This window comes from Glycomyces mayteni (assembly GCF_042428885.1).
Taxonomy (GTDB): Bacteria; Actinomycetota; Actinomycetes; order Mycobacteriales; family Micromonosporaceae; genus Glycomyces; species Glycomyces mayteni.
The window spans coordinates 293,302-318,568 of sequence record NZ_JBHMBP010000003.1 but is presented as its reverse complement, the minus strand read 5'-3'; the positions used below and the strand labels follow the sequence as shown (position 1 = coordinate 318,568).

Here is a 25,267-nt window from a genome sequence, read left to right as displayed (position 1 = left end):
GACGCAGGGAGTTAACCGATATGGCTATTCGCAAGTACAAGCCGACGACGCCTGGGCGTCGTGGCTCCAGCGTCTCCGACTTCGCCGAGATCACCCGTTCGACCCCCGAGAAGTCGCTGCTGCGCCCGATCTCCAAGACCGGCGGCCGCAACAACTCGGGCAAGATCTCGACCCGTCACCGCGGCGGCGGCCACAAGCGTCGCTACCGCGTGATCGACTTCCGTCGCCACGACAAGGACGGCGTGCCGGCGAAGGTCGCGCACATCGAGTACGACCCGAACCGGACCGCGAACATCGCGCTGCTGCACTACGCGGACGGCGAGAAGCGCTACATCCTGGCCCCCAAGGGGATCAAGCAGGGTGACACCATCGAGAACGGCCCGGGCGCGGACATCAAGCCCGGCAACTCGCTGGAGCTGCGCCACATCCCGGTCGGTACGACGGTCCACGCGGTGGAGCTCAAGCCCGGCGGCGGCGCCGCTCTGGGCCGCTCGGCCGGCGCCTCGATCCAGCTCCTCGCCCGTGAAGGCAAGTACGCGCACCTGCGCATGCCCTCCGGCGAGATCCGCCTGGTCCAGGTCACCTGCCGCGCCTCCGTCGGCGAGGTCGGCAACGCCGAGCAGGGCAACATCAACTGGGGCAAGGCCGGCCGCATGCGCTGGAAGGGCTGGCGCCCGACCGTCCGCGGTGTCGTCATGAACCCGGTCGACCACCCGCACGGTGGTGGCGAGGGCCGTACGTCCGGTGGTCGCCACCCGGTGAACCCGCAGGGCAAGCCCGAGGGTCGCACCCGGAAGAAGAACCACCCGACCGACCGGCTCATCGTGCGCCGTCGCCACGCCAACCGGAAGCGGGGTAAGTAAGCCATGGCTCGCAGCCTCAAGAAGGGCCCGTTCGTCGACGACCACCTCCAGAAGAAGGTGGACGTCGCCGTCGAGACCAAGAGCAAGAACGTCATCAAGACCTGGTCGCGCCGTTCGACGATCACCCCGGACTTCATCGGGCTGACCTTCGGCGTCCACGACGGTCGCAAGCACGTTCCGGTCTACGTCACGGAGAACATGGTCGGGCACAAGCTCGGCGAGTTCGCCCCGACCCGCACGTTCCGCGGGCACGAGAAGGACGACCGGAAGAGCCGTCGCCGCTAGGCCACGGGTTTGAGAAACGAACGAAGGATTAGAACGATGGCAACAGTGGAGCAGGAGGCTCCGAAGGCGCGCGCGGTGGCGCGGTACGTCCGCGTAGCACCCCGCAAGGCGCGCCGCGTCGTCGACCTCGTGCGTGGCCTGCCTGTGGACGAGGCCCTGACGACCCTGGAGTTCGCGCCGTTCAGCGCGGCCGAGGTCGTCTACAAGGTCATCGCGTCGGCTCAGGCGAACGCCGAGAACAACCTCGGTCTGGACCCGGAATCGCTTCTGGTGTCCGAGATCAAGGTCGACGAGGGCCCGACCATGCGCCGGTACCGTCCGCGCGCCCACGGTCGCGCCTACCGGATCAACAAGCGCACCAGCCACATCACCGTGGTGGTCGAGTCCGTCCAGGCCAAGGGTTCCAGCGCCGCTCCGTCGGTGCGCCGCCCGAAGGCCGCGCCGAAGCCGGTCGAGGCCGAGGCGAAGTCCACCGAGTCCGCTGAAGAGGAGGAGACCGCCTAATGGGTCAGAAGATCCACCCGCACGGGTACCGCCTCGGCATCAGCGCCGACTGGACCTCGCGTTGGTACGCCGACAAGGAGTACGCCGAGTACGTCGGCGAGGACGTCAAGATCCGCAAGCTCATGACCCAGGGTCTGGAGCGCGCCGGGATCAGCAAGGTCGACATCGAGCGCACCCGCGAGCGGGTCCGCGTCGACATCCACACCGCCCGCCCGGGCATCGTCATCGGCCGCAAGGGCGCCGAGGCCGATCGTCTGCGCGGCAACCTGGAGAAGCTGACCGGCAAGCAGGTCCAGCTGAACATCATCGAGGTCAAGAACCCCGACATCGATGCGCAGCTCGTGGCCCAGGGCGTCGCGGAGCAGCTGTCCAGCCGTGTCAACTTCCGTCGCGCGATGCGCAAGGCCATTCAGTCGGCCATGCGCAACCCGACCGTGAAGGGCATCAAGGTGCAGTGCTCGGGCCGCCTCGGCGGCGCCGAGATGAGCCGTTCCGAGCAGTACCGCGAGGGCCAGGTCCCGCTGCACACGCTGCGCGCGAACATCGACTACGGCCTGTTCGAGGCCGCCACGACCTTCGGCCGCATCGGCGTGAAGGTGTGGATCTACAAGGGTGAGGCCACGCTCAAGGAGCAGGCCGAGCAGGTGCAGCGTCGTCGTGACGCCGGCGGCGACCGCGGTGGACGCGGCGGCCGCGGCGGTGCCGGCGGCGGGGGCGCCCGTGGCGGTCTCGTCCCTGGTGGCCGCGGGGCCGCCGCTCAGCCTGCGGAGGCCGCTGCCGCCGCGCCCGCCACTGAGAAGCAGGAGGGCTAAGCGACATGCTCATGCCACGGAAACCGCCGCGCGGTTACCGGAAGCCTCACGCTCCCAAGCGCAAGGGCAAGGCCACTCGCGGCACGAAGGTCTCCTTCGGCGAGTACGGCATCCAGGCGCTGGAGCACAGCTACGTGACCAACCGCCAGATCGAGTCCGCTCGTATCGCCATGACCCGCCACATCAAGCGTGGCGGCAAGGTGTGGATCACGATCTTCCCGGACCGAGCGATCACCAAGAAGCCCGCGGAGACCCGTCAGGGCTCCGGCAAGGGCTCGCCCGAGTTCTGGGTGGCGAACGTCAAGCCGGGCCGCGTCATGTTCGAGCTCTCGTACCCGAGCGAGGAGACGGCCCACGAGGCCCTTCAGCGGGCGATCCACAAGCTCCCGATGAAGTGCCGCATCGTCTCTCGTGAAGGGGCAGGTGAGTAGTGATGGCTACTGGTATCGACACCGGTGAGCTGCGCGAGCTCAACGAGAAGGAACTCCAGGCGAAGCTCGTGGAGAAGAAGGAAGAGCTGTTCAACCTGCGGGTCCGGAACGCCACCGGCCAGCTGGAGAACAACCACGAGCTCGGTCTGGTCCGCAAGGAGATCGCGCGGATCTACACCGTCATGAACGAGCGCCGGCTGGGCCTGAGCGCCGCGCCGGAGGAGGTTGAGAAGTGAGCGAGGAAACTCAGACTCGCGGCCGCCGCAAGGTCCTCGAAGGCCTGGTAGTCGGCGACAAGATGGACAAGACCGCCGTCGTCGAGGTCGAGGACCGCAAGAAGCACGCCCTCTACGGCAAGGTCATCAAGTCCAACAAGAAGTACAAGGCTCACGACGAGAACAACGAGGCCTCGATCGGCGACCGCGTCTCCATCATGGAGACCCGCCCGCTGTCGAAGACCAAGCGGTTCCGCATCGTCGAGATCCTTGAGAAGGCGAAGTAGGGGGACCGGGACGTGATTCAGCAAGAGTCGCGGCTCAAGGTCGCCGACAACACCGGGGCGCGGGAGATCCTGTGCATCCGGGTGCTCGGCGGCTCCGGCCGACGCTACGCCGGGATCGGCGACACGATCGTGGCCTCCGTCAAGGACGCCACCCCGGGTGCCGGGGTGAAGAAGGGCGACGTCGTCAAGGCCGTCATCGTCCGCACGGTCAAGGAGACGCGCCGTCCCGACGGCACGTACATCAAGTTCGACGAGAACGCCGCCGTCCTCGTCAAGGACGGCGAACCGCGAGGGACCCGTATCTTCGGGCCGGTCGCCCGCGAACTGCGCGACAAGCAGTTCATGAAGATCATCTCCCTCGCACCGGAGGTGCTGTAAGAGATGAAGATCAAGAAGGGCGACCGAGTCCGCGTCATCGCGGGCAAGGACAAGGGCGCCGAGGGCCTGGTGCTGGAGGCGTACCCCGACCGCGAGCGCGTGCTCGTCGAGGGTGTCAACCGCATCACGAAGCACACCAAGGCCGGCCAGACGGCGCGTGGATCGAAGACGGGTGGCATCGTCACCCAGGAAGCCGCGATCCACGTGTCCAACGTGCAGGTGCTCGACGCCGACAACCAGCCGACCCGCGTCGGCTACCGGTTCGGCGACGACGGCCGCAAGGTCCGCATTTCGAAGCGGACGGGTAAGGACCTGTAATGACTGACGTTGCAGAGAAGATCGAGCCCCGGCTGAAGGAGACCTACCGCTCCGACATCCGCCCGGCGCTCCAGGACCAGTTCAAGTACGCGAACATCCACCAGATCCCCGGTCTGACCAAGATCGTGGTCAACATGGGTGTCGGCGAGGCCGCGCGCGACTCGAAGCTCATCAACGGTGCCCTGGCCGACCTGGCCACGATCACCGGCCAGAAGCCGCTCGTGCGTCTGGCCAAGAAGTCGATCGCGCAGTTCAAGCTGCGCGAGGGCCAGGCGATCGGCGCGAAGGTGACCCTCCGCGGCGACCGCATGTGGGAGTTCCTCGACCGCCTGCTGGCGATCGCGCTGCCGCGCATCCGCGACTTCCGCGGGCTCTCGGACCAGCAGTTCGACGGCAACGGGAACTACACCTTCGGTCTCACCGAGCAGTCCGTGTTCCCCGAGATCGACCAGGACAAGATCGACCGGGTTCGCGGCATGGACATCACGCTGGTGACCACCGCGAAGACCGACGACGAAGGCCGGGCGTTCCTGAAGCTGCTCGGCTTCCCGTTCAAGGAGAACGACTAATGGCGAAGAAAGCCCTCATCGCGAAGGCCAAGCGGAAGCCGAAGTTCGCCGTGCGCGCCTACACCCGCTGCCAGAAGTGCGGCCGGCCGAAGGCCGTCTACCGCAAGTTCGGCCTGTGCCGCGTCTGCGTGCGCGACATGGCCCACGCGGGTGAACTCCCGGGCGTCCACAAGGCCTCCTGGTAACCCAGGGCCCATAGCTCCGATCGCCACAGGCCCCGCCGCGCTCTACAAGGCGGGGAACCGGGGTGAGAAAGGTAAACAACGCTAATGACAATGACCGACCCGATCGCAGACATGCTGACCCGTCTGCGGAACGCCAACCAGGCGTACCACGACCAGCTCGCGATGCCGCACTCCAAGATGAAGGCCTCCATCGCGGAGGTCCTCAAGCAGGAGGGCTACATCGCCGACTGGCGCGCCGAGGAGCCCGAAGAGGGCAAGGTCGGCAAGACCCTGGTCATCGACCTGAAGTTCGGCGAGCGCCGCGAGCGGTCCCTTGCGGGCCTGCGCCGCGTCTCCAAGCCGGGCCTGCGGGTCTACGCCAAGTCCACTGAGCTGCCGCGCGTCCTCGGCGGCCTGGGTGTGGCCATCGTGTCCACGTCCCAGGGCCTGCTGACGGACCGCCAGGCTCGCAAGCGCGGCGTGGGCGGCGAAGTCATCGCCTACGTCTGGTAGCAGGAGGGTATTAAGCATGTCCCGCATTGGGAAGCAGCCGATTCTGGTGCCCTCCGGCGTCGACGTCAAGGTCGATGGCGCGACGGTGACCGTCAAGGGCCCCAAGGGCCAGCTCAGCCATGAGCTGCCCGAGCCCATCGGCATCGAGAAGGGCGAGGACGGGACCTACTCCCTGACCCGCCCGAACGACGAGCGGAAGTCCCGGGCCCTCCACGGCCTGGCGCGCAGCCTCGTCAACAACATGGTCGTCGGCGTCTCTGAGGGCTACAAGAAGTCCCTGGAGATCAACGGCACCGGTTACCGGGCGCAGGCCAAGGGCAAGGGCGTGGAGATGAGCCTCGGCTTCTCCCACACCATCCAGGTCGACGCTCCGGAAGGCATCTCGTTCACCGTCGAGAAGCCGACCCTGCTGCACGTCGAGGGCATCGACAAGCAGCTCGTCGGCCAGGTCGCCGCGAACATCCGCCGTCTGCGTCCGCCGGAGCCCTACAAGGGCAAGGGCGTCAAGTACGTCGACGAGCGCATCCGCCGCAAGGCCGGGAAGGCAGGTAAGTAATGGCGAGCAAACTCGAAAACCGCCGCCCGTCCGGGTCGGTGTCCGAGCGCCGCCGGATCGGCAAGAACCGCCGCCACTTCCGCGGCCGCAAGAAGATCACCGGCACGGCCGCTCAGCCGCGCCTGGCGGTCTTCCGCTCCTCGAAGCACATCGTGGCCCAGGTCATCGACGACGTGACGGGCCGCACGCTGGCCGCCGCGTCGACGGTGGAGGCCGGTCTGCGCGCCTTCGAGGGCGACAAGACGGCGAAGTCGAAGGAAGTCGGCAAGCTGGTCGCCGAGCGCGCCAAGGCCGCCGGCGTCGAGACCGTGGTCTTCGACCGCGGCGGCGTCAAGTACCACGGCCGCGTCGCGGCCCTGGCCGACGCCGCCCGCGAGGCCGGTCTGAAGTTCTAGTCCGCTAGGACGGCTTGAAGCCGGGTCGGAGCATCTGCTCCGGCCCGGCTTTCGTCTTGCCTGCACTGTGCCGGAAAACTTCCCGTCAGGGTGATTTGGGCGTCCCCGGAGGGGGGCGGGCGCGGGCGCCGGGAGGCCTTGAGCGACCATGGGCGGGTGCGTCCGGTGAAGCTCTCCCGAAAGACCGTGCTCCTGTCCAGTGTCGCGGCCGCGTTCGCGGTCGTCGGCGGCGGAGCCGTGATCGCCGAGGCCACCGCGGGCGGCGACGAGCCCGACGAGCCCGAGGGGGACCAGCCGGTGGAGGAGACGACCGCGGACCCGGTGGGGGAGCTGCTCGCGTCGATGTCCCTGGAGGACAAGGTCGGCCAGTTGTTCATGGTGTACGTCCACGGCGAGTCCGCGGACACCGCCGACCCCGACGCGGTCGCCTCGAACCTGGAGCGGCTCGGGGCCGAGAACGGGGCCGCGTTCGTGGCGGCCTACCGCCCCGGCGGCGTCATCTACTTCGACTGGGCCAACGGCCTGGCCGACCCCGAGCAGGTCGCGCGGCTCTCGAACGGCCTTCAGGACGCCTCGGCGGTGCCGCTGCTCATCGCCACGGACCAGGAGTACGGCTCGGTCGTGCGCATCGGCGAGCCCGCCACGCAGTTCCCCGGCGCGATGCCGCTGGGCGCGACCCGGGACACCGCCGCCGCCGAAGAGGCGGCGCGGATCGCGGGCGCGGAATTGCGCGCGATGGGCCTGAACCACAATTTCGCTCCCGATGCGGATGTCAATGTGGACCCCGCGAACCCGGTGATCGGGGTCCGCTCGTTCGGCTCGGACCCGGATCTCGTCGCCGACTTCGCGGCCGCGCAGGTGCGCGGGTACCAGGCCGGGGGCGTCGCGGTGTCGGCCAAGCACTTCCCGGGCCACGGCGACACCTCGACCGACAGCCACGCGGACCTGCCGGTCATCACGCACACCGCCGAGGAGTGGGAGGCGGTCGACGCGCCGCCGTTCAAGGCCGCCATCGCGGCCGGGACCGACATGGTCATGTCCGCCCACCTCCAGTTCCCCGCGCTCGACGACTCGCTCAAGCCCGCGACGCTGTCGCCGCCGATCCTCACCGGGCTGCTGCGCGAGCGGCTCGGGTTCACCGGCGTCGTCGTCACCGACGCGCTCGACATGCAGGGCGTGCGCACCGAGTACGGCGACGACCGCGTTCCGGTCCTCGCGCTCCTGGCCGGGGCCGACCTGCTGCTCATGCCCCCGGACTTCCCGCTCGCGCACCGGGCCGTCCTCGACGCCGTCGCCGCGGGGGAGCTCACCGAGGAGCGCATCGATGAATCGGTGCGGCGCATTCTCGACTTGAAGCATTCACGTGGCATTGTGGACGATCCGGAGGCCGACGAGGGCGCGGCGGCCGAGGCCGTCGGCACCGACGCGAACCGCGCCGCCGCCGAGGACATCGCCGACCGCTCCGTCACGCTCCTGGCCAACGACGGCACGCTGCCGCTCGCCTCCGGCTCGGTCCTGGTCACCGGGTGGGGCGAGAACACCACCCAGCGGCTCGCGGCCGCCTTGAGCGCCAACGGGTTCCAGGCCGAAGCGCTCACCACGGGCGACGACCCGGACGCCGACGCCGTCGCGGCCGCCGTGGCCGCCGCCGCGGGGCGCGACCTCGTCGTCGTCGCCACCCGCAACGTGCGCGCCGGCTCCCCGCAGGCCGACCTCGTGGCGGCCCTCCTCGACGGCGCCGCCCCGGTGGTGACCGCCGCGGTCGGCACGCCCTACGACGCCGCGCAGCTCCCCGGCGCCAACGCGAGCCTCGCCGCCTACTCCTACGCCGCGCCCTCCCTTGCCGCCCTCGCCAAAGTCATCGCGGGCGCGGTCGAGCCGACCGGGACGCTCCCGGTCGACGTCCCGAGCGCCTCGGGCGGCGTGCTCTACCCCTTCGGCCACGGCCTCGGCTACAAGTAGCACGTTCACCGCCACGCAACGGAAAGTTATTTTCACAGGCTTGACTGTTCGTGGAACTTATCTACATACTGGGGCCAAGTGCCAAACCAGGCACTCCCCCCATTTGTGAGATCTCCTGACAAGCAGGGAGCATCGTGTGAACCTCTTCGCAACCCTCCGCAACCTCAGAAGACGCCACGGACTGCGCGCAGCGGTCGTGGTCCTCCTCTCCGCGGTCCTGACCGCGACCGGACTCGCCGTCGCGAGCCCCGCCCAGGCCCAGGGCCTGGCGGGCATCGACGTCTCGAACTACCAGGGCGCCATCAACTGGACGTCCGTCAAGAACTCCGGCATCCAGTTCGCCTACATCAAGGCGACCGAGGGCACCACCTTCAAGGACGCCCGGTTCAACACCAACTACCCGGCCGCGCACGCCGCGGGCGTCATCCGCGGCGCCTACCACTTCGCGCGGCCCAACTCGTCCACCGGTGCGGCGCAGGCGACCTACTTCGCCTCGAACGGCGGCGCCTGGTCGGCCGACGGCCTCACCCTCCCCGGGGCCCTCGACCTGGAGGCCCCGCCCTCGGGCGCGGCCTGCTACGGCCTGAGCACCACCTCGATGCGCAACTGGATCACCGACTTCTACAACACGTACAAGTCCCGGACCGGCCGCGACGTCGTCATCTACACGACCGCCTCGTGGTGGAACACCTGCACCGGCTCCTGGACCGGCATGGCCTCCAAGAGCCCCCTGTGGGTCGCGCACTGGGGCGCCTCGACCCCGTCGCTCCCCGCCGGATGGAGCAGCACCACCTGGACGTTCTGGCAGTACACGTCCACCGGCTCGGTCTCGGGCATCTCCGGGAACGTCGACCGGAACTACTTCAACGGCTCGACCGCGCGGCTCCTCGCGCTGGCGAACAACACCTAGCGCGACGCGTGGGCCGGGCCGAGGGGCCCGGCCCACGGCGTTCCTGGAGGCAGACCATGGACGACCACCGCATCCGCCGCCGCGCCCTCCTTGGCACCGGCGCCCTCATCGCCGCCGCGGGCGTGACCGCCGCGAGCGCCTCGCCCGCTTTCGCGGCCGTCGAACCCGACGTCGACGCGACCACCGTCTGGGGCGCGCGGCCCCCGAACGGCACCAACCCCGTCATCCAGGGGAGCCCCGCGAAGCTGATCGTGCACCACACGGTCTCGGCGAACACCACCGACTACTCCCGCGCGCAGGCCCACGCCCACGCGAAATGGGTGCAGGACCTGCACATGGACGGCAACGGCTGGCGCGACTCCGGCTACAACTTCGTGGTCAGCCGCGGCGGCTGGATCACCGAGGGCACCACCGGGAGCCTCGCGGCCCTGCGCTCGGGGCAGCGCTTCATCATGGGCATCCACACCTCGGGCCAGAACGGCAGCGCCCTCGGCATCTCCAACGAGGGCGCCTACCACGACGGCGCCGTACCCACTGCGGCCCAATGGGAGTCGCTGGTGACGCTGTGCGCGTATGCGTGCGAGCAGTACGGCATCCCGTCGAGCGAGATCTACGGGCACATGGACTTCAACTCGACCCAGTGCCCCGGGATCTTCCACGACCGGCTCCCGCAGCTGCGGGACGAAGTGGACGCGGCCCGCGACTGGTAGCGCGGCCCACGAGCTGATCGCGCGCGGCGCGGTGACCGCCGCGCGCGATCGTCACGTCCGCTGGCGGTGCGACACCGCCGCGGCGGTGGCCGCGAGGGCCTTCGCGGTGCGCTTGCGCTGCTTGGCGGCCACGCCGACGAACAGGCAGTCCACGACCATGAGCTGCGCGATGCGGCTGACCGTCGCGCCGGAGCGGAACGTCGTCTCGCGCGCGGCGGTCGTCAGCACCAGGTCCGCGGCCTGCGCCAGCGGCGACCGGGCGTGGTTGGTGATCGCGATGGCGACGGCCTCCCGGTCGCGGGCGGCCTCCAGGAACTCCACGGTCTCGGTGGTCGCGCCGGAGTGGGAGATCGCGACGGCGACGTCCTTGGGCCCGGCGAGGGCGCTGGCGACGAGCGCGGAGTGGACGTCGGGCCAGCTGAAGGCCACGGACCCGATGCGGTGCAGCTTCTTCACGAGGTCGGCGGCGACGATCCCGGAGGCCTCGACGCCGAACACGTCGATGCGCCCGGCGGCGGCGAGCGCGGCGACGGCGGCCTCGCAGGCGGCGGTGTCGAGGGCGTTGGCGGTGTCGGTGATCGCGCCGACGTCGGCGTAGGAGATCGTGGCGATGATGCGGGACATGTCGGCGCCGGTGGGGATGTCGCCGCCCGCGATCTCGCGGTCGGGGCCGTCGCCGGTGCCGATGACGGCCTGGGCGGCGCGCATGCGCAGCTCGCGGTGGCCGGCGAGGCCGAGGGAGCGGCAGAAGCGGACGACCGTGGCCTCGGAGGTGCCCGCGGCGCGGGCGAGTTCGGTGATGGTGCGCGTGGAGGCGGCCTCGGGCTCGCGGATGATCTCCTGGGCGACCTTGGTCTCGGCCTTCGAGAGCGAAGGCAGGACCGACTTGATGAGCACCAGGAGGTTGGGCGCTTCGGTGCGGCTTGCTGGCATGACGTCACGGTACACCCGCGGGCGATTCGTCACGGTGCGGCGCGATTCTTCACTCCAACCTTGATGGGTGAAATTTTACTTCATTGCGCTACGCTCGCAACTGTGAGTGAACCGACCGAGCGCCTTGAAGCGCGAACCCTGTTGGCAATGCTGGCGACCGAGCGCGCCGACCCCCGGTACGCGGGGATAGAGGATCTGTCGACCCTCGACCTGGCGCGCACCATGAACGAGGCCGACGCGAGCGTCTCCGCCGCCGTCGCCGCGGTGCTGCCCGACGTGGCCGCCGCGATCGACGCCGTGGCCGACCGGCTCGCCAAGGGCGGGCGGCTGCGGTACGTCGGGGCCGGGACGGCCGGGCGGATGGCCGTGATGGACGCCGCCGAGTGCCCGCCGACGTTCTCGACCGACCCGGACCTGATCAAGGCGGTCATCGCGGGCGGCAAGGCCGCCGAGGGCGGCGCGGTCGAGGGCACCGAGGACGACGCGGCCGCGGGCGAGGCCGCGATGGCCGACGACGGCATCGGCCCGGCCGACGCGGTCGTCGGACTGGCCGCGAGCGGCCGCACCCCCTTCGTCGTCGCAGCGGTCCGCGAGGCCAGGCGGCGCGGTGCGCTGACGGTGGGGCTGTCGTGCAACACGGGCACGGTGCTCTCGGAGGCGGCCGAGCACCGGATCGAGGTCGAGGTGGGGCCGGAGGTCGTGGCCGGCTCGACGCGGCTGAAGTCGGGGACGGCGCAGAAGTTCGTGCTCAACATGATCTCGACGATCAGCATGGTGCGGCTCGGGAGGGTCTACCGGAACTACATGGTGGACATGAAGGTCGCCAACCAGAAGCTCGCCGCCCGCGCGGTCCGCATGATCCGCGAGATCACCGGCGCCGGCCCCGACGAGGCCGAGGCCGCCCTGGCGGCCTCCGGCAACCGCGTGAAGACCGCGGTCGTCATGCTCGAACTCGGCGTCGGCGCCGCAGACGCGGAGGCGCGCCTGGAGCGCGCCGACGGCAGGCTCTCGGGCGCGCTGGCGGCCTGAGGGCGCGCCGGATCGGGCGCGGCCGCCGGCCGCCCCCGGTTCAACGATGCCCGCCGGGTACGACAGTGTCACTGCTACGGCGGCGTCACTGGTACGGCGGCGGGCGGCGCGGCGGCCCCGGCGGTTCGCGGGGTCGCCGAATGGAGGGGGGCGCTTGCGCCCCCGGTTCAACTGTGCCCCTGGGGTACGACATTCGCTGGCTGCGGCGGCATTCGGGTACGCCGCGTCGGCGGGTGAACGGCGCCGCCCCCGGTTCGAGTGTCACTGATGGGTGTGACAGTCGGGGCGGGGGCGGCGTTTCGTCGTGGGCGGGTGTCAGCGCCAGGCGAGCTGGCGGTGGAGGCGGGCGCGTTCGGCCGGGTCGGTGACGAAGGCGCTGGCGGCCATCCAGGCCGCGCCGATGGCGGGATCGGTGGCCTTGCTGATGCCGGCCTTGGGGTAGACCAGGCGGAAGCGCTCCTGGAGGAGCGCGGCGATGGGGGTGGGTCGGGTGAGGAGGCTGCCGGCCATGACGATCGGCAGTTCGCGGTCGACGACGTAGGAGACCGACTCGGCCAGGTGGCCCACGGCCCGCGCGACGATCGACTCGGCGACCGCGTCGCCGCCGTCGGCGGCCTCGCAGACCAGGGCCGCGAAGCGCGAGAGGCGGACGGGCGGGTCCGCCATGCACTTGGCGACGAGCGCGCCGGAGCGGCGCTTGTCGGGGGCGATGGCGGCGATGATGGCCTCGACGAGGCGGCCGCCGGGGCCGTTGCCGTCGATGTGGCGCAGGGCGGCCCGCACGGCCTCGCGGCCGAGCCAGAACCCCGAGCCCGCGTCGCCGAACAGCCAGCCGTAGCCGTCGGAGCGCAGCGCCGGGGTGCGGTCGCGGATCGCGAACGCCACCGCGCCCGTCCCGGAGACGATCACGGTCCCGTCGGCGGCCGAGGACCCGGCCGCGAACGCGATGACCGCGTCCGAGACCACCTCGACCTCGCAGGCGGTCGCGAAGCGCCGCTTGAGGTCCGCGGAGAGTTCGCGCACCTCCTCGGTCAGGGACAGCGCGCCCGCGGTGCCGACGCACACCGAGCCGACCTCGGCCGGGTCGATGCCGCCGAGGGCCCGCTGGAACGCCAGCGCCATGTTGGACAGGGCGATCTCCCGGTCGCCGCCGACCGGGTTGGCCGGGCCGGACGCGCCGGTGCCGAGCACCGCTCCGCTCTCATCGATGAGGACGGCGCGGCTGCTGGTCCCGCCGGCGTCTAGGCCGACGGCGAGTCTTGCATGCATGTATGAGGGTCCTCGCTTCTCGCGCTACCAGCAGTATCCGCTCTAGGTGCAAACCAGTAAAAATAATTCTCATGAACTTGACACGAGTGTGGCATAGGTAATAGTTTTTCTTGAATCCACCTCCCGAAAGGGTCGCCCATGGACCGAACCCGGACAGATGCCCCGCCTGCCCCAGCGGACGCGGGTGTCCTCGAACGGATCCGCTTGGGCGCGAACGACCTCTCCGAGGCAATGTCCAAAGTGGCCGACCAGGTCTTGGCCGACCCCGAAGCCGCGGCCCGGGCGACGATCATGGATCTCGCCGAGCTCTCGGGCACCTCCCCAGGAACCATCACACGATTCTGCCGTCACCTCGGATACGACGGTTACGCGGCCCTCCGGGTCGCCATCGCCACCGAGACCGGCAGGGCCTCGGCCAGGCACGAGACCGGCTGGGACGTGAACATCGGCCGCGAGATCGGCCCCGAGGACCCGCTCGACCGAGTCCTCAAGCAGCTCATCACGATCGACGCCGCGATGCTCCGCGGCACCATGGACCTCCTCGACATCGCCGCCGTCGAGCGCGTCGCCGCCGCCGTGGCGAGCGCCCGCCGCGTCGACGTCTACGGCGTCGGCTCCAGCGCCATCGTCGCCCGCGAGCTCCAGATGGGCTTCTACCGCACCGGCGTCGCCGCGTGGGCCTGGACCGAGGTCCACGACGCGCTCGCCAGCGCCGCGATCCTCGGCCCGCGGGACGTGGCGATCGCCGCCTCGATGTCCGGCACGACCGTGGAGATCGTCGAGATGCTCTCGGAGGCCGGGAGCCGGGGCGCGCTGACCGTGGCGCTCACGGCGTTCCCCGACTCGCCGATCGCCGAGATCGCCGACGTCGTGCTCGTGTCCGCGTCCCGCCAGACCGGGCACCGCGCGGACCTGCTGGCCGCCAGGCACTCCCAGCTCCTGGTGGCCGATCTCGTCCACATAGCCGTCGCGCAGCGGCGCTTCCCGGAGGCCAGCGAGGCCCTGGAATCGCGTGCGCGAGCCGTGGTCGGCCACCGACCGACGCCGCGGCCCCGGAACGGCGCCGGCTGACCGCCCGACCGATCTGCACCAACACCCTCTACCCCCGCTCAGGAGCGATACCCATGAGGAACAACCGCCCGCTTTTCAACCGCCGCAATCTCTTCGGGGCCACCGCCGCCGGACTCGCGGCCTCCTCGCTGGGCGCGTGCGCGACCAGCGGCAGCGACGACGAGGTCGACGACGTGGAGGTCGGCGACGACGCCGAGAACCCGTTCAGCGTCGACCCGTCGGCGCCCCTGGACGTCGTCATCTTCGACGGCGGCTTCGGCAACGAGTACGCCGTCGCGCACCAGGCCATCTACAACGAGGCGTTCCCGGACGCCGAGATCACCTTCCTCGCCACGCAGGCGATCGCCGAGACGCAGCAGCCGCGCTTCGCCGAGGGCAAGCCCGCCGACGTGCTCGACAACTCGGGCGCGCAGCAGATCCCGATGGACTCCCTCGTCTCCGACGGGGAGCTCGCGGAGCTGACGCCGCTGCTCGACGCGCCCTCGTACGACGACCCGGCGGTGACGGTCCGCGAGACCCTGCGCGACGGCGTGCTCACCTCCGGCACCTACAACGGCGAGGTGTACGCCCTGAACTACGTGTTCTCGGCGTGGACGGTCTGGTACGACGCCAAGCTGTTCCGCGACCAGGGCTGGACCCCGCCGACGACGTGGGAGGAGATGCTCGCGCTCTGCCCGACCATCAAGGAGGCCGGGATCGCGCCGTGGACGTACGCCGGGCAGCACCCGGTGTACCTGTACGACCTGCTGCTGATCCTCGCGGGCCGCCACGGCGGCGTCGAGGTCCTCAAGGCGATCGACCACCTGGAGCCCGACGCGTGGCGCCACGAGTCGGTCGTCAAGGCCGCCGAGGCGCTCGCCGCGCTCTACACCGAGGGGTACATCCTCGAAGGCACGCCCGGCATCGACCACATCCAGTCGCAGACGGCGTTCAACGAGCGCAAGGCCGCGTTCATCCCGTGCGGGTCGTGGCTGCCGAACGAGCAGGCGTCGATCGCGCCCGCGGACTTCGAGTACATGCCGATGGGCGTCCCGGCCTTCGAGGGCTCGGTGCAGCCGGGCCTGATCAGCGCGGGCGGCGAGGAGCCGTTCGTGGTGCCGAAGAACGCGACGAACCTGGCCGGGGCGTACGAGTACCTGCGGATCATGCTCTCCAAGGAGGGCGCGCAGATCTTCGGCGACACGGTGCAGGCGGCGACGATCGTCAAGGGCGTGGAGCTCGACAACCCCGCGGCGCAGGCGACCGACGCGCTGGTGTCCAACCCCGACGACCTGTTCCAGCCGTTCTTCCGGTTCTGGTACACGAAGATGAACGAGGAGGTCCGGCCCGCGCTCGGATCGCTCCTGTCGGGCGAGTCGACGGCGGCGGAGTTCATCGACCGGATGCAGGCGGTGGCCGACGAGACGGCCGCCGACGACACCATCGACAAGTTCACCCACGAGGACTAGGTCCGCAGCGAGAGGAGGGCCTGGGACGTGAAGCACGGCAGGTACCCGTTCATCCTGAGTTTCCTGGCGCTGCCGGTGGGACTCTACGCCTGGCTGGTGATCCTGCCGTTCGCCCAGGCCTTCCAGATCTCCCTGACCGACTGGTCGGGGTCGAGCAACTCCTTCAACTACATCGGGTTCGACAACTACGTGAACCTGTTCAAGGACGAGCGGTTCGTCCTACCCGCCCTGCGGCACACCGGGATCATCCTGGTGGTGCTGCCGGTCGTGACGATCGCGCTGGGCCTGTTCTTCGCGTTCATGCTCAACCTGGGCGGGCGCAGCCGCCAGGGCCGCATCGAGGGCGTGGCCGGGTCGCGGTTCCACAAGGTCGTGTACTTCTTCCCGCAGGTGCTGTCGGTCGCGATCGTCGGCATCCTGTGGAAGCAGGTGTACGCGCCGGAGAACTTCGGCGGCCTCATCACCGGGACGCTCGGGGCGATCGGGCTGCCGACGCCGGTGAACGGGTTCCTCGCGGACAAGCGGTTCGTGCTCGCGGCCGTCATCGGGGTCCTGGTGTGGAGCGCGGTCGGGTTCTACCTGGTGTTCTTCTCCTCGGCGATGGCGTCGATCCCGCGCGACATCTACGAGGCGGCGATCATCGACGGGGCCGGGCGGTTCCAGATGTTCTTCAAGATCACGCTGCCGCTGCTGTGGGACTCGGTCCAGACCGCGTGGATCTACCTGTCCATCGTGGCCCTGGACGTGTTCGTGCTGGTGTACCTGATGACACCGGAGCAGGGCGGCCCCGACACGGCGAGCGAGGTCGTCGGCGGCGTCATCTGGAAGTACGCGTTCAAGCACGGCGAGCAGGCGTTCGCGTCGGCGATCGGCGTGGTCCTGTTCTTCGCCGCGCTGTCCCTGGCCGTGGTGTCGCTGCGGTTCGGCCGCCGCGAGCAGATCGAGTACTGAGGTTCGACATGGCAACCGAGACCCCCGTCAAGGCCCCCGCCGCGAAGTCCCGCGCCTCCGGCGCCCCGCGCGAAGGCGCCGTGCTCAACTTCTTCTCCCAGGGCTTCCTGTGGCTGTGGTCGCTCATGGTCATCGTGCCCGTGGTGTGGATCGTGCTCTCCTCGTTCAAGACGACGCGGGAGATCGCCTCGGCGCCGCTGGCGCTGCCGGAGTCGCTGCACTGGCAGAACTTCGCGAACGCGTGGACGAACGGGCACATCGGCGCGTTCTTCCTGAACACGTTGCAGGTCATGGTCTTCAGCGTCTCCGGGACGATGCTCCTGGGCGCGATGGCCGCGTACGTGCTCGCGAGGTACCAGTTCTTCGGGAACCGGGTCATCTACTTCGGGTTCGCGGCCGGGATGATGTTCCCGGTGTTCCTGGCCCTGTTCCCGCTGTTCAAGACCCTCGGGAACGTGGGCCTGCTGAACACCTACACCGGGCTCATCATCGTCTACATCGCCTATTCGCTGCCGTTCACGGTGTTCTTCCTGACCGCGTTCTTCCGCACGCTCCCAACGGGGGTCGCGGAGGCCGCGATCGTGGACGGCGCCGGGCACTACCGGCTGTTCTTCCAGGTGATGCTGCCGATGGCGAAGCCGGGCCTCATCGCGATCACGATCTTCAACATCATCGGGCAGTGGAACCAGTTCCTGCTGCCGCTGGTCCTCATGGGCCGCAACCCCGACGACGCCGTCATCTCCCAGGGCCTGGCGAACCTCGCCATGCGCCAGGGCTACGAGGGCGACTCGGGCGCGCTGTTCGCCGGGACGGTGCTCGCGATGATCCCGATCTTCGTCGCGTACGTGCTGTTCCAGCGCCAGATCCAGGAGGGCCTGACGGCCGGGGCCATCAAGTAGTCCGCCGCCCGGGACGCCCCCTTCGCGTCCCGAGCGGCGGTCGGCGCCGGGGGCTTCCGCTGACCCCCGGCGCCGGTCTACGACACGGCCACCGAGTCGAACACGGCCGTGCCCGGGTCGGAGCCGTCGTGCGAGGTGACGAACAGGCCGATCACCGCGTCGCCCGCCAGCTCGACCGTCCCGAACGCCGACCAGACCTCGCCGTCGGCCGACCACGAGGCCGTCACGGTGTCGCCGGTCCGGCTCAGCCGCAGCCACATCGGCGCCCCGTCGCCGGTCCCGGCGGTGTCGGCGTCGAACCCGGACTGGAGATGCACGCCGTTGGCGGGCGTGACCCCCAGCAGCGCGTACTCCGCGCCCTCCTGGGGCGCGGCCTTCACCATGACCCCGGCCTTCGCCCAGTCGTCGGTGTCCTCCTGCGAGGCCACCCGCGCGGTGATCTGCCCGTCCCCGTCGAGGGGCTGGTGGCAGTAGTGGAACTGGTCGGCGTCGCCCCAGATGTCGTCCCCGGCGCCCACGATCGTCCAGGTGCCGCCCGAGAAGACCGCGTCGCCGGGCATCCGCGGCCCGCCGACGTCCTCGCACGTCCACGGCTCCGGGACCTGCGGCGCGGCGTCGTAGACCGCGACGGAGTCGAACACGGCCGTGCTCGCCTCGCTCCCGTCGTGGGAGGTCACGAACAGGCCCACGGTCGCCGGGCCCGCGAGCGCAGCGGCCGCGAACGGCTCCCACGCCAGCCCGTCGGGGGAGTGGTACGCGGTCACCTGCGACCCCTCCCGGACCAGCCGCAGCCACACCGGCGCGGCCGTGTCGGGTCCGTCCACATCGGTGTCGAACCCGGTCTGGAAGTGCACGCCCTCGGCTGCGGTCGCCATGGCCGCCGCGTACGGGGCGCCCTCCTCGGCCGCGGACTTGGCCATCACCCCGGCCTTGGCCCAGTCGTTCGTGTCCTCCAGCGAGGCCACCCGGGCGATGATCTCGCCGTCGCCTTCGAGGGCCTTGTGGCAGTAGTGGAACTGGTCCGCGTCGCCCCAGATGTCGTCCCCGGCGCCCGTGAGCGTCGCGGTCCCGTCGGGGTCGAACGACGCCGAGCCCGCGATCGCCGGGTCGCCCACGTCCTCGCACGTCAGCCCCGGGTCCGCCGCCGCGACCTCGACCGAGTCGAAGACCGCCGTGGAGAACCGCGTGTTGTCGTGCGCGGTCGAGAACAGGCCCACCCGCGCGTTCGCCGACATCGGGACCGTGGCCGAGCCGATCACCGTCCACGCCTCGCCGTCGGCGGACAGCTCGGCCGTGAACTCGTCGCCCGCGCGCGTCAACCGCAGCCACGCCTCGCCCTCGGTGTACGCGAAGCCCCCGCCGTCGGTCCCGAAGTCCGCCTGGAAGTGCGCCCCGTGCTCGGGGGTCACCGCGACCGCCGCGTACGTCGCGCCCTCCTCGGCCGCCTCCTTGACCATGATCCCGGCCTTCGCCCACGGGTTCGTCGCCTCCTGCGAGGTCAGACGGGCCGTGATCGACCCGTCCCCGACGAGCGGCCGGTGCACGAAATGGAACTCGTCGGTCTGGTCCCAGACGTCCCAGCCCGCGCCCGTCACCGTGAACTCGCCGTCGTCGAAGCTGCTGAGCCCCAACTGGGTCCGCTCGCCGATGTCGTGGGACTCCCACGGGTCCGGGGGATACGGCAGCTCCGCGAACCCGGCCGTCACCGACACGTCCTCGTCGGGCACCGTGAACACGTGCTGCTGCTCGGCGCCGGTCGACCAGCCCGCGAACGCGAACCGCGAACCCTCCGCGTACTGCGGCGACTCCGCGCCGAGCACGTACTCGGTGCCCACCACCATCCGCTTCGACGTCGCCTCGTACGGCCGCCCGTCGAGCGTGAACTCCAGGCCCGGCGGGTCCGTGCCGATCGACACCTCCACCGTGTTCGGATGCACGTCCACGTACGCCGTGTCGGTCAGGCCCCCGGAATCGGTGGCCGTCAAAGCGATCCGGTAGAACGTGTTGTCCCCGCCGTGCGGCGCCCGCGGAATCTCGATCTCACCCGAAGCGCCCTCGGCCGGGCCGTAGAACGGGTGCACGTGGTCGGCGTGGTGGAACTGCACCGTCCATGACAGCGACGCCCCCTCCAGCGCCCCGTCCTCCGGATCGGTCGCCGCCCCCGTGAACGCGATCGCGTCCCCGCCGTCGTAGGTCAGGCCCGCCTCGGGCGTCAGCACCACCGCCTCCGGTCTCGTATTGCCCACTTGGACCTCGACCTGCGTCTGCGCCGACTTCTCCCCGTCGTCCACGGTCAGCACCGCCTGGTAGACCCCGTCCTCGGTGTAGGTGTGCACCGGGTCGGCCGCGGTCGAGACGCCGCCGTCCCCGAAGTCCCACGCGTAGTCGAGCGCGTCCCCGTCCGGGTCCGACGAGCCCGCCGACGAGAACTCCACCTCCAAAGGCGCGTAACCGTTGTCGGGGGTCGCGCTCGCCTTCGCGATCGGCGTCCGGTTCCCGCCCGAGGGCGCGATCCGGTACAGCTCCCCGGGGTAGATGTTCAACTGGTACAGCGCCCCGTCCGGGCCCGTCTGGAGCTCCACCGGCGTCCCCGCGTCCAGGTCGAAGTCGTGCACCGACACCACCGACTCGAACGACGCGTCCATCTCCAGGTACTTCACGAACCCGAGCGTGTAGTCCGCGAAGAACACCGCGTCCTCGTACTGCTCCCCGAGCAGCCCGCCCTCGTACACCTCGACCGAGGAGATCGAGCCCGCGCTCGCGGGCGGCGCCGTGTGCGGGTAGGCATACACCGGCTGCGCGTACGGGCAGTCGTCGCACACCCCCTCCACGTGCGGCCACCCGTAGTTCGCGCCGCGCTCGACGAGGTTGAGCTCCTCCCACTCCGAGCCGCCCACGTCCCCGGCGAGGACGCTCCCCGCATTCGGTCCACTGGGGACGAAATCCCAGCGGAACGAGTTCCGCAGCCCGTACGCCCACACCGACGGCTCCGCGCCCGGCGTGTCCACGAACGGGTTGTCCGCGGGGATCGACCCGTCGGCGTTGATGCGGTGCATCTTGCCGTGCACGTTCCCCAGGTTCGGCGGGTTCTGGTTGTTCGTGTTCATCCCGAGCGTCCAGTACAGCTTCCCGTCCGGACCGAACTTGACGCTCCCGGAGTGGTGGAACACGTTCGCGTTCTGCTGCGACTGGATGAGCACCAGCTCCGAGTCCGGGTCGATCTCGTGCCCGGTCATCGTGAAGCGGCTCAACCGGTCCAGGTTGTCCGACGCCGTGTACCCCACGTACACGTACCCGTTCAATGCGAAGTCCGGGTCGAGCTCCATCCCCAGCAGCCCCCGCTCGTCGGACCCGGCCGTCGCCAGCTCGATGAGCGGGTGGTCGTGCAGCTCCCCGTCGTGCAGCAGCTGGATCGCGCCGTTCTTCTCCGCGATCAGGACGTCCCCGTCCGGCGTGAACCGGAACGAGGTCGGCTCCTCCAGGCCGCCCACGACGAGCAGCCGCTCGAACTCCTCCGGGGGCGCCGACTCCGCCGCCCCCGGCGCCACCAGCAGCGCGGCGCCCACGATGGCGCCGGCCGCCAAGCGGCCCAACCTCTTACCGAGCATGGACGACCTCCTCGTCGACCTCGTCCGACGTGTCCAGCCCGTGGACCGTCAGCTCCCAGAAATGCCGCTTGCTGGGCCGCAGCAGCTGCCCGAACGCCTTGTACGCCGCCACGCTCATCAGGCCCCAGTACAAGGGGACCGTCAGCATCGCCCGCACCGCCGCGTACAGGCCGCGCTTGAGGCAGCCGAGCATGAGCGCGTAGCACATGAGCGCGTTGCCCGCGATCATCGCGAACATGCCCCCGTAGAGCACGACCGGCGGGAACAGCGGCTCCATCCACTCCGGCCCGAACACGAAGTACGACAGCGTCATCAGCCACATCAGCGGGTTGATCAGCGTCGTCACCGTCGAGAAGCCGAGTGTCAGGTGGATCGCCAGGGTCTTCCTCGTCCCCAGCTCCCGCCACAGCTTCAGCGGCTCGCGCGAGTGCACCAGCCACGTCTGGAGGTACCCCTTGATCCACCGGCTGCGCTGGCGGATCCAGTTGCCCAGCCGCGAGTTCGCCTCCTCCTCGGTGACCGAGACGATCATCCTGACGTCCCAGCCGCGCCGGGCGATGCGGATGCCGAGGTCGGCGTCCTCGGTGACGTTGAACGGGTCCCACCCGCCGAGGTCGCGCAGCGCGTCGATCCGGAAGTGGTTCGACGTGCCGCCCAGGGGGATCGCGAGCCGGTGCCGGTCCATGCCGTGGAGGGTGAGGCTGAAGTTCGTGGCGTACTCGGCCGAGAAGCACCGGGTGAGCCAGTTCGTCCACGGGTTCCAGTACTGGAGCTCGGCCTGCACGCACACCACCCGGTCCGGGAGGACCCGGAACGCGAGGGCGGCCTTGCGGAGCTGGTCGGGGTCGGGCCGGTCCTCGGCGTCGAAGATGACGCACAGGTCGCCGGTGGCCTGGGCCAGGCCCACGTTGCACGCCTTCGGCTTCGTCTTCGGCCCCGAGTCGGGGACGACGACCGTGCGGAAGGTCCGCCCGGGCCGCTGCTGCGCGATGGCGGCCCGGGTCTCGCCGTCGTCGGCCTCCACGAGCAGGAGGATCTCCAGCTTCTCCGGCGGGTAGTCCATTGCGGACAGGCGGCGGACGAGCCCGGGGACGACCGCGGCCTCCCGGTACAGCGGCACGAGCACCGTGTACCGGGGCAGTTCGGAGTCCGGGAACGTCTCCAGCGCACCGGGCTCGAAGCGCATCGCGGTCGAGCGGCCGGAGCCGAGGACCATCGCGAGCTTGAAGCCGATGACGGCCAGGTACAGGACGATGAGGGCGAACATGCCGCCCTGCGCCCACTGGAGGGGGCTGGGCCCGAAGCCGGTGAGCAGGTCGATCGCGATCGCGGCGGCGACGACGCCGACGACCGAGAGCGCGAGGGCGGTCTGGCCGGTCGAGAGGAGCCGCTGGGCGCTGAGCCCGGCGGGCGGGGCGTCGAGGTTCATTCGGCGCCACCGTCCTCGGCGCGGTAGACGAACCGGTCGCCCTCGTCGTAGACGAGGTCGTAGTGGTCGTCGAGGGCCTCGGTGCCCCACAGGGCCTCCCAGACGTCGTCCTCGGAGCCGGGCACGGCCCGCATGTAGATCCACTCGACGCCCGCGGCGTGCGGGTCCGCGAGCGCCTCCTCCCAGATCCGGTAGGAGCCTTCGTAGATGAGCGAGCCGGTCGGCACCTGGGACTCGAACGTCACGGACTCGTTCTCGAACGACATCATGAGCGTGGTGCCGCCGTCGTGGTGCTCGCGCAGCCACTCGGAGACGGCGGCGTTGTCGGCCTCCCATCCGCTGGCGCGGTACTCGACGGCCTCGTCGAGGGTGACGGCGCCGTCGACGGCGAGCGTGGCGCCGACGACGGCGGCCCCCGCCAGGGCGGCCGCGGCGACGCGCCGGCCGGGGAGGAGGGGCACCAGCTTCCCGATGAGGTATCCGGCGAAGACCGCGGCGGGGATGAGCATGATGAGGCCGAAGCGCACGTTGTAGAGCGCGCCCATGACCTCTCTGACGTGGAGGGGCCGCTCGCCGGTGTACAGGGCCCACACGAAGAACGGCGCGAAGACGAGCATCGCGTAGGGCACCAGCCACCGCGACCGGGCACGCTTGTGGACCGCGTAGAGGACGAGCCCGGCGATCCCCAGTGCGGCCGTGGCGATCCCGAGGTTGTGGAGCGAGGCGAGGCCGTAGGTCTCCATCGCGGTCGGCAGCGACCCGACGTTGGCCTCGCCGTCGGCGACCCACAGGGAGGAGTCGGCGTACTCGCCGGACTTCCAGTTCATGGCGTCGCCGAAGATGGCGAGGTTCCACGCCATCCAGCCGAGGACCCCGGCGCCGGCGACGAACCCGAACACGACGAGGGAGCCCTCGGTGTGCGAGTACCTGCGGTGGCGGCGCAGCGCGGTGAGCGCGACGATCGCGGCGGCGACGGCGAAGAGGATCCATCCCTCGTAGCGGGTCAGGGTCGCGGCGAGGACCGCGCCCGAGGCCAGCGAGAGGTCGCGGATGCGCCCTTCGGCGCACCACTCGTGGAGGTAGTGGAGCGCGACGATCGCGCACGCGAACAGCAGCAGCTCCGTCATGGCCGTGGCCTGGAGGTACAGCACGTTCGGGTTGAGCGCGAAGAGCCCCGCGGCCGTGAGGCCCCCGGCCCAGTGGCCCGAGAGCGACCGGGCGTGGGCGAACAGGAACCGCACCGCCACCACATAGGACGCCATGGACACGGCCGCCCCGGCGAACCCGTTGAGGTACAGGCCCTCCCACAGCGACAGCGGGGCGGCCAGGAGGTGCGGGAGCGGCAGCCAGACGCCGCCGAGCTGCGCGAGCCCGGCGGTGGGGCTGTCGACGACGCGTCTGGCGATGAGCAGGTGCGAGTTGGCGTCCTTGTACGCCAGCAGGTACCCGTGGTCGGCGAAGTAGAGGTAGGCGGCCACGGCGACGGCGCACGCGGCCAGGGCGACCAGGGCCGCGCCGGGGTCCTTCGGGGTCGCCAGGCGCCGGGCCCATCCGAGGCGCCGCGCGTCGCGGACCATGTGGGCGTAGACGACCGCGAGGCTGACGAGGGACTTGACGACGACCGAGAGGCGCGCGCCGGTCTGCTCGCCGTGCTCCCTGGGGTAGTGCTCGACGGGGTGCTCGACGATGCGGGCGCCGTCGCCGGAGATGCGGCACAGGAGCTCGGGGGAGATGGCGGCGGCCTCGCCGGACAGGCGCAGGTCCTGGAGGAGCGAGCGGTCGATGAGCTTGTACGCGCAGTCGACGTCGCGGCCGGGGACCTGGAGCAGGGCCTTGCACAGGGTGGTCCAGATCTTCGCGTTGAGGCGGCGGCGCCACGGGTCGGCGCGCCTGCGGCGGTAGCCGATCACGGCGTCGGCGCGCTCCTCCTTCTTGTGCTCGCGCAGGCGCACCAGGTCTCCGGCGCGGAACTGGCAGTCCGCGTCGGTCAGGAGGATCTCGCGGAACCCGGTGCGCCGCAGGGCGGTCTCCAGGCCGGTGCGCACGGCGGCGCCGTAGCCCTGGTTGTGCTCGTGGTGGACGGCGATGACGCGTCCGGGGTGGGCCGTGGCGAGCCGGTCGATGATCGCACCGGTGCGGTCGTCGCTGCCGTCGTCCACGACGATCACGGCGTGGGGGACGCCCTCGCGCACGAGCGTCGACAGGAAGTCCTGCACGGTGGCGGCCACGTTCGCCTCCTCGCGGAAGGCGGGCATGACCACGGCGACGCCGTCAGTCGGCGGCGGCGCCGCCGTGCGGACCGGGGAGTGCTGCGGCTGGTCGGCGATGATCGTCAATTGAATCTCCAAAGTGGTCGGTCTGCGCGGCCCTGCGGCGGCGGAAGACGAGGTGGTCGCTCGCGAGGTAGGTGAGGAGGGCCCCGGCGCACACCCCCGCCGCGGCGGCGGCGACCGGCGGCAGGAACCCGGAGGCGAGGGCGTAGACGCCCGTGTTGCAGGCCAGGCTCACCGCGACGGTGGCCTGGAAGGACCCCCAGCGCCGGGGCCACGGGACGTGCGGCGACCGGCGGTCGGCCCAGGTGAAGTAGGTGGACAAGAGGAAGTTGACTTGGGCCGAGGCGAGGAACCCGACCGCATTGGCGACCGGGCCGGGCGCGCCGGAGCCCTTCAGCGCCAGGAGTATCCCGGCTTGAATTGCGAAACAGGTCAGGCCGACGCCTGAGAATCGGGCGAGCCGCATCAGTTGCGGCCGGAGCCGA

At 70.5% G+C, this 25,267-nt stretch carries 28 protein-coding genes; 22 read left to right on the top strand and 6 right to left on the bottom strand.

Annotated features, from left to right (window positions below):
• The first annotated feature begins 20 nt into the window (after nucleotides 1-20).
• The 17 genes from rplB (at nucleotide 21) to ACFFXY_RS13955 (ending at nucleotide 9,872) form a co-directional block, all read left to right on the top strand.
• Nucleotides 21-863 (top strand): 50S ribosomal protein L2, encoded by an 843-nt coding sequence (gene rplB, locus ACFFXY_RS14035; protein ID WP_359943911.1) that lies wholly within the window; start codon nucleotides 21-23, stop codon nucleotides 861-863.
• 3 nt (nucleotides 864-866) lie between these two features.
• Nucleotides 867-1,148: a 30S ribosomal protein S19 gene (rpsS, locus tag ACFFXY_RS14030; RefSeq protein WP_091053653.1), complete on the top strand. Its 282-nt coding sequence runs from the start codon at nucleotides 867-869 to the stop codon at nucleotides 1,146-1,148.
• Between the two features lie 36 nt (nucleotides 1,149-1,184).
• Complete coding sequence (gene rplV, locus ACFFXY_RS14025; RefSeq protein WP_382351403.1) at nucleotides 1,185-1,652, top strand: 50S ribosomal protein L22; 468 nt, start codon at nucleotides 1,185-1,187, stop codon at nucleotides 1,650-1,652.
• Complete coding sequence (gene rpsC / locus ACFFXY_RS14020) at nucleotides 1,652-2,464, top strand: 30S ribosomal protein S3 (protein WP_382351400.1); 813 nt, start codon at nucleotides 1,652-1,654, stop codon at nucleotides 2,462-2,464. The genes rplV and rpsC overlap by 1 nt, the downstream gene beginning before the upstream one ends.
• Nucleotides 2,465-2,469: 5 nt before the next feature.
• Nucleotides 2,470-2,895: a 50S ribosomal protein L16 gene (rplP, locus tag ACFFXY_RS14015; protein WP_106361885.1), complete on the top strand. Its 426-nt coding sequence runs from the start codon at nucleotides 2,470-2,472 to the stop codon at nucleotides 2,893-2,895.
• A gap of 2 nt (nucleotides 2,896-2,897) precedes the next feature.
• Nucleotides 2,898-3,131, top strand: coding sequence for a 50S ribosomal protein L29 (gene rpmC, locus ACFFXY_RS14010; protein ID WP_106361886.1), 234 nt, complete (start codon nucleotides 2,898-2,900; stop codon nucleotides 3,129-3,131).
• Nucleotides 3,128-3,397, top strand: a complete 270-nt coding sequence (rpsQ, locus tag ACFFXY_RS14005; RefSeq protein ID WP_112137313.1) for a 30S ribosomal protein S17 — start codon at nucleotides 3,128-3,130, stop codon at nucleotides 3,395-3,397. Before rpmC ends, rpsQ begins: the two co-directional genes overlap by 4 nt.
• Nucleotides 3,398-3,409: 12 nt before the next feature.
• Entirely contained in the window at nucleotides 3,410-3,775 is a 366-nt protein-coding gene (rplN, locus tag ACFFXY_RS14000) for a 50S ribosomal protein L14 (protein ID WP_091039823.1), read from the top strand.
• Between the two features lie 3 nt (nucleotides 3,776-3,778).
• On the top strand, nucleotides 3,779-4,093 hold the full coding sequence (gene rplX, locus ACFFXY_RS13995) for a 50S ribosomal protein L24 (protein WP_360056605.1): 315 nt from the start codon (nucleotides 3,779-3,781) through the stop codon (nucleotides 4,091-4,093).
• Nucleotides 4,093-4,662, top strand: coding sequence for a 50S ribosomal protein L5 (gene rplE / locus ACFFXY_RS13990; protein WP_106361888.1), 570 nt, complete (start codon nucleotides 4,093-4,095; stop codon nucleotides 4,660-4,662). Before rplX ends, rplE begins: the two co-directional genes overlap by 1 nt.
• Nucleotides 4,662-4,847 (top strand): type Z 30S ribosomal protein S14, encoded by a 186-nt coding sequence (locus tag ACFFXY_RS13985; RefSeq protein ID WP_030155111.1) that lies wholly within the window; start codon nucleotides 4,662-4,664, stop codon nucleotides 4,845-4,847. The genes rplE and ACFFXY_RS13985 overlap by 1 nt, the downstream gene beginning before the upstream one ends.
• Nucleotides 4,848-4,931: 84 nt before the next feature.
• Nucleotides 4,932-5,339 (top strand): 30S ribosomal protein S8, encoded by a 408-nt coding sequence (gene rpsH / locus ACFFXY_RS13980; RefSeq protein ID WP_112137307.1) that lies wholly within the window; start codon nucleotides 4,932-4,934, stop codon nucleotides 5,337-5,339.
• A 16-nt stretch (nucleotides 5,340-5,355) separates the two neighbouring features.
• Complete coding sequence (gene rplF / locus ACFFXY_RS13975; protein WP_359943894.1) at nucleotides 5,356-5,895, top strand: 50S ribosomal protein L6; 540 nt, start codon at nucleotides 5,356-5,358, stop codon at nucleotides 5,893-5,895.
• The gene (rplR, locus tag ACFFXY_RS13970) at nucleotides 5,895-6,290 is read left to right on the top strand and encodes a 50S ribosomal protein L18 (protein WP_382351391.1); all 396 of its coding nucleotides are present in this window, start codon (nucleotides 5,895-5,897) and stop codon (nucleotides 6,288-6,290) included. Before rplF ends, rplR begins: the two co-directional genes overlap by 1 nt.
• 165 nt (nucleotides 6,291-6,455) lie before the next feature.
• On the top strand, nucleotides 6,456-8,252 hold the full coding sequence (locus ACFFXY_RS13965; RefSeq protein ID WP_382351388.1) for a glycoside hydrolase family 3 protein: 1,797 nt from the start codon (nucleotides 6,456-6,458) through the stop codon (nucleotides 8,250-8,252).
• Nucleotides 8,253-8,469: 217 nt separating this feature from the next.
• A complete protein-coding gene (locus tag ACFFXY_RS13960; RefSeq protein ID WP_382352003.1) occupies nucleotides 8,470-9,162 on the top strand; it encodes a GH25 family lysozyme in 693 nt (230 codons plus the stop codon).
• 56 nt (nucleotides 9,163-9,218) lie between these two features.
• Entirely contained in the window at nucleotides 9,219-9,872 is a 654-nt protein-coding gene (locus ACFFXY_RS13955) for a peptidoglycan recognition protein family protein (protein ID WP_382351385.1), read from the top strand.
• A 51-nt stretch (nucleotides 9,873-9,923) separates the two neighbouring features.
• Here the strand turns inward: ACFFXY_RS13955 and ACFFXY_RS13950 are convergent, their stop codons facing one another.
• Nucleotides 9,924-10,838, bottom strand: coding sequence for a MurR/RpiR family transcriptional regulator (locus ACFFXY_RS13950; protein ID WP_382351382.1), 915 nt, complete (start codon nucleotides 10,836-10,838; stop codon nucleotides 9,924-9,926).
• 114 nt (nucleotides 10,839-10,952) lie between these two features.
• Between ACFFXY_RS13950 and murQ the strand changes: the two genes are divergently transcribed.
• Complete coding sequence (gene murQ / locus ACFFXY_RS13945) at nucleotides 10,953-11,834, top strand: N-acetylmuramic acid 6-phosphate etherase (protein WP_382351379.1); 882 nt, start codon at nucleotides 10,953-10,955, stop codon at nucleotides 11,832-11,834.
• Nucleotides 11,835-12,149: 315 nt separating this feature from the next.
• Here murQ and ACFFXY_RS13940 read toward each other — a convergent pair whose 3' ends face one another.
• Entirely contained in the window at nucleotides 12,150-13,103 is a 954-nt protein-coding gene (locus tag ACFFXY_RS13940) for an N-acetylglucosamine kinase (RefSeq protein ID WP_382351376.1), read from the bottom strand.
• A gap of 138 nt (nucleotides 13,104-13,241) precedes the next feature.
• On the opposite strand from ACFFXY_RS13940, the gene ACFFXY_RS13935 reads away from it, so the two are divergent.
• Genes ACFFXY_RS13935 through ACFFXY_RS13920 form a run of 4 tightly spaced genes read left to right on the top strand, consistent with a single transcriptional unit; the run spans nucleotide 13,242 to nucleotide 17,472 of the window.
• Entirely contained in the window at nucleotides 13,242-14,174 is a 933-nt protein-coding gene (locus ACFFXY_RS13935) for a MurR/RpiR family transcriptional regulator (RefSeq protein WP_382351373.1), read from the top strand.
• Between the two features lie 53 nt (nucleotides 14,175-14,227).
• Nucleotides 14,228-15,622, top strand: coding sequence for an N-acetylglucosamine/diacetylchitobiose ABC transporter substrate-binding protein (gene ngcE, locus ACFFXY_RS13930; RefSeq protein WP_382351371.1), 1,395 nt, complete (start codon nucleotides 14,228-14,230; stop codon nucleotides 15,620-15,622).
• A 27-nt stretch (nucleotides 15,623-15,649) separates the two neighbouring features.
• Nucleotides 15,650-16,573: a carbohydrate ABC transporter permease gene (locus ACFFXY_RS13925; protein WP_382351368.1), complete on the top strand. Its 924-nt coding sequence runs from the start codon at nucleotides 15,650-15,652 to the stop codon at nucleotides 16,571-16,573.
• Between the two features lie 8 nt (nucleotides 16,574-16,581).
• Complete coding sequence (locus ACFFXY_RS13920; RefSeq protein ID WP_359943864.1) at nucleotides 16,582-17,472, top strand: carbohydrate ABC transporter permease; 891 nt, start codon at nucleotides 16,582-16,584, stop codon at nucleotides 17,470-17,472.
• A 77-nt stretch (nucleotides 17,473-17,549) separates the two neighbouring features.
• Here the strand turns inward: ACFFXY_RS13920 and ACFFXY_RS13915 are convergent, their stop codons facing one another.
• Genes ACFFXY_RS13915 through ACFFXY_RS13900 form a run of 4 tightly spaced genes read right to left on the bottom strand, consistent with a single transcriptional unit; the run spans nucleotide 17,550 to nucleotide 25,248 of the window.
• On the bottom strand, nucleotides 17,550-21,080 hold the full coding sequence (locus ACFFXY_RS13915) for a PQQ-dependent sugar dehydrogenase (RefSeq protein ID WP_382351364.1): 3,531 nt from the start codon (nucleotides 21,078-21,080) through the stop codon (nucleotides 17,550-17,552).
• Nucleotides 21,070-22,509, bottom strand: a complete 1,440-nt coding sequence (locus ACFFXY_RS13910) for a glycosyltransferase (RefSeq protein ID WP_382351361.1) — start codon at nucleotides 22,507-22,509, stop codon at nucleotides 21,070-21,072. Before ACFFXY_RS13910 ends, ACFFXY_RS13915 begins: the two co-directional genes overlap by 11 nt.
• On the bottom strand, nucleotides 22,506-24,845 hold the full coding sequence (locus tag ACFFXY_RS13905) for a glycosyltransferase (protein WP_382351358.1): 2,340 nt from the start codon (nucleotides 24,843-24,845) through the stop codon (nucleotides 22,506-22,508). Before ACFFXY_RS13905 ends, ACFFXY_RS13910 begins: the two co-directional genes overlap by 4 nt.
• A complete protein-coding gene (locus ACFFXY_RS13900; RefSeq protein WP_382351355.1) occupies nucleotides 24,781-25,248 on the bottom strand; it encodes a GtrA family protein in 468 nt (155 codons plus the stop codon). Before ACFFXY_RS13900 ends, ACFFXY_RS13905 begins: the two co-directional genes overlap by 65 nt.
• Between the last annotated feature and the right edge of the window lie 19 nt (nucleotides 25,249-25,267).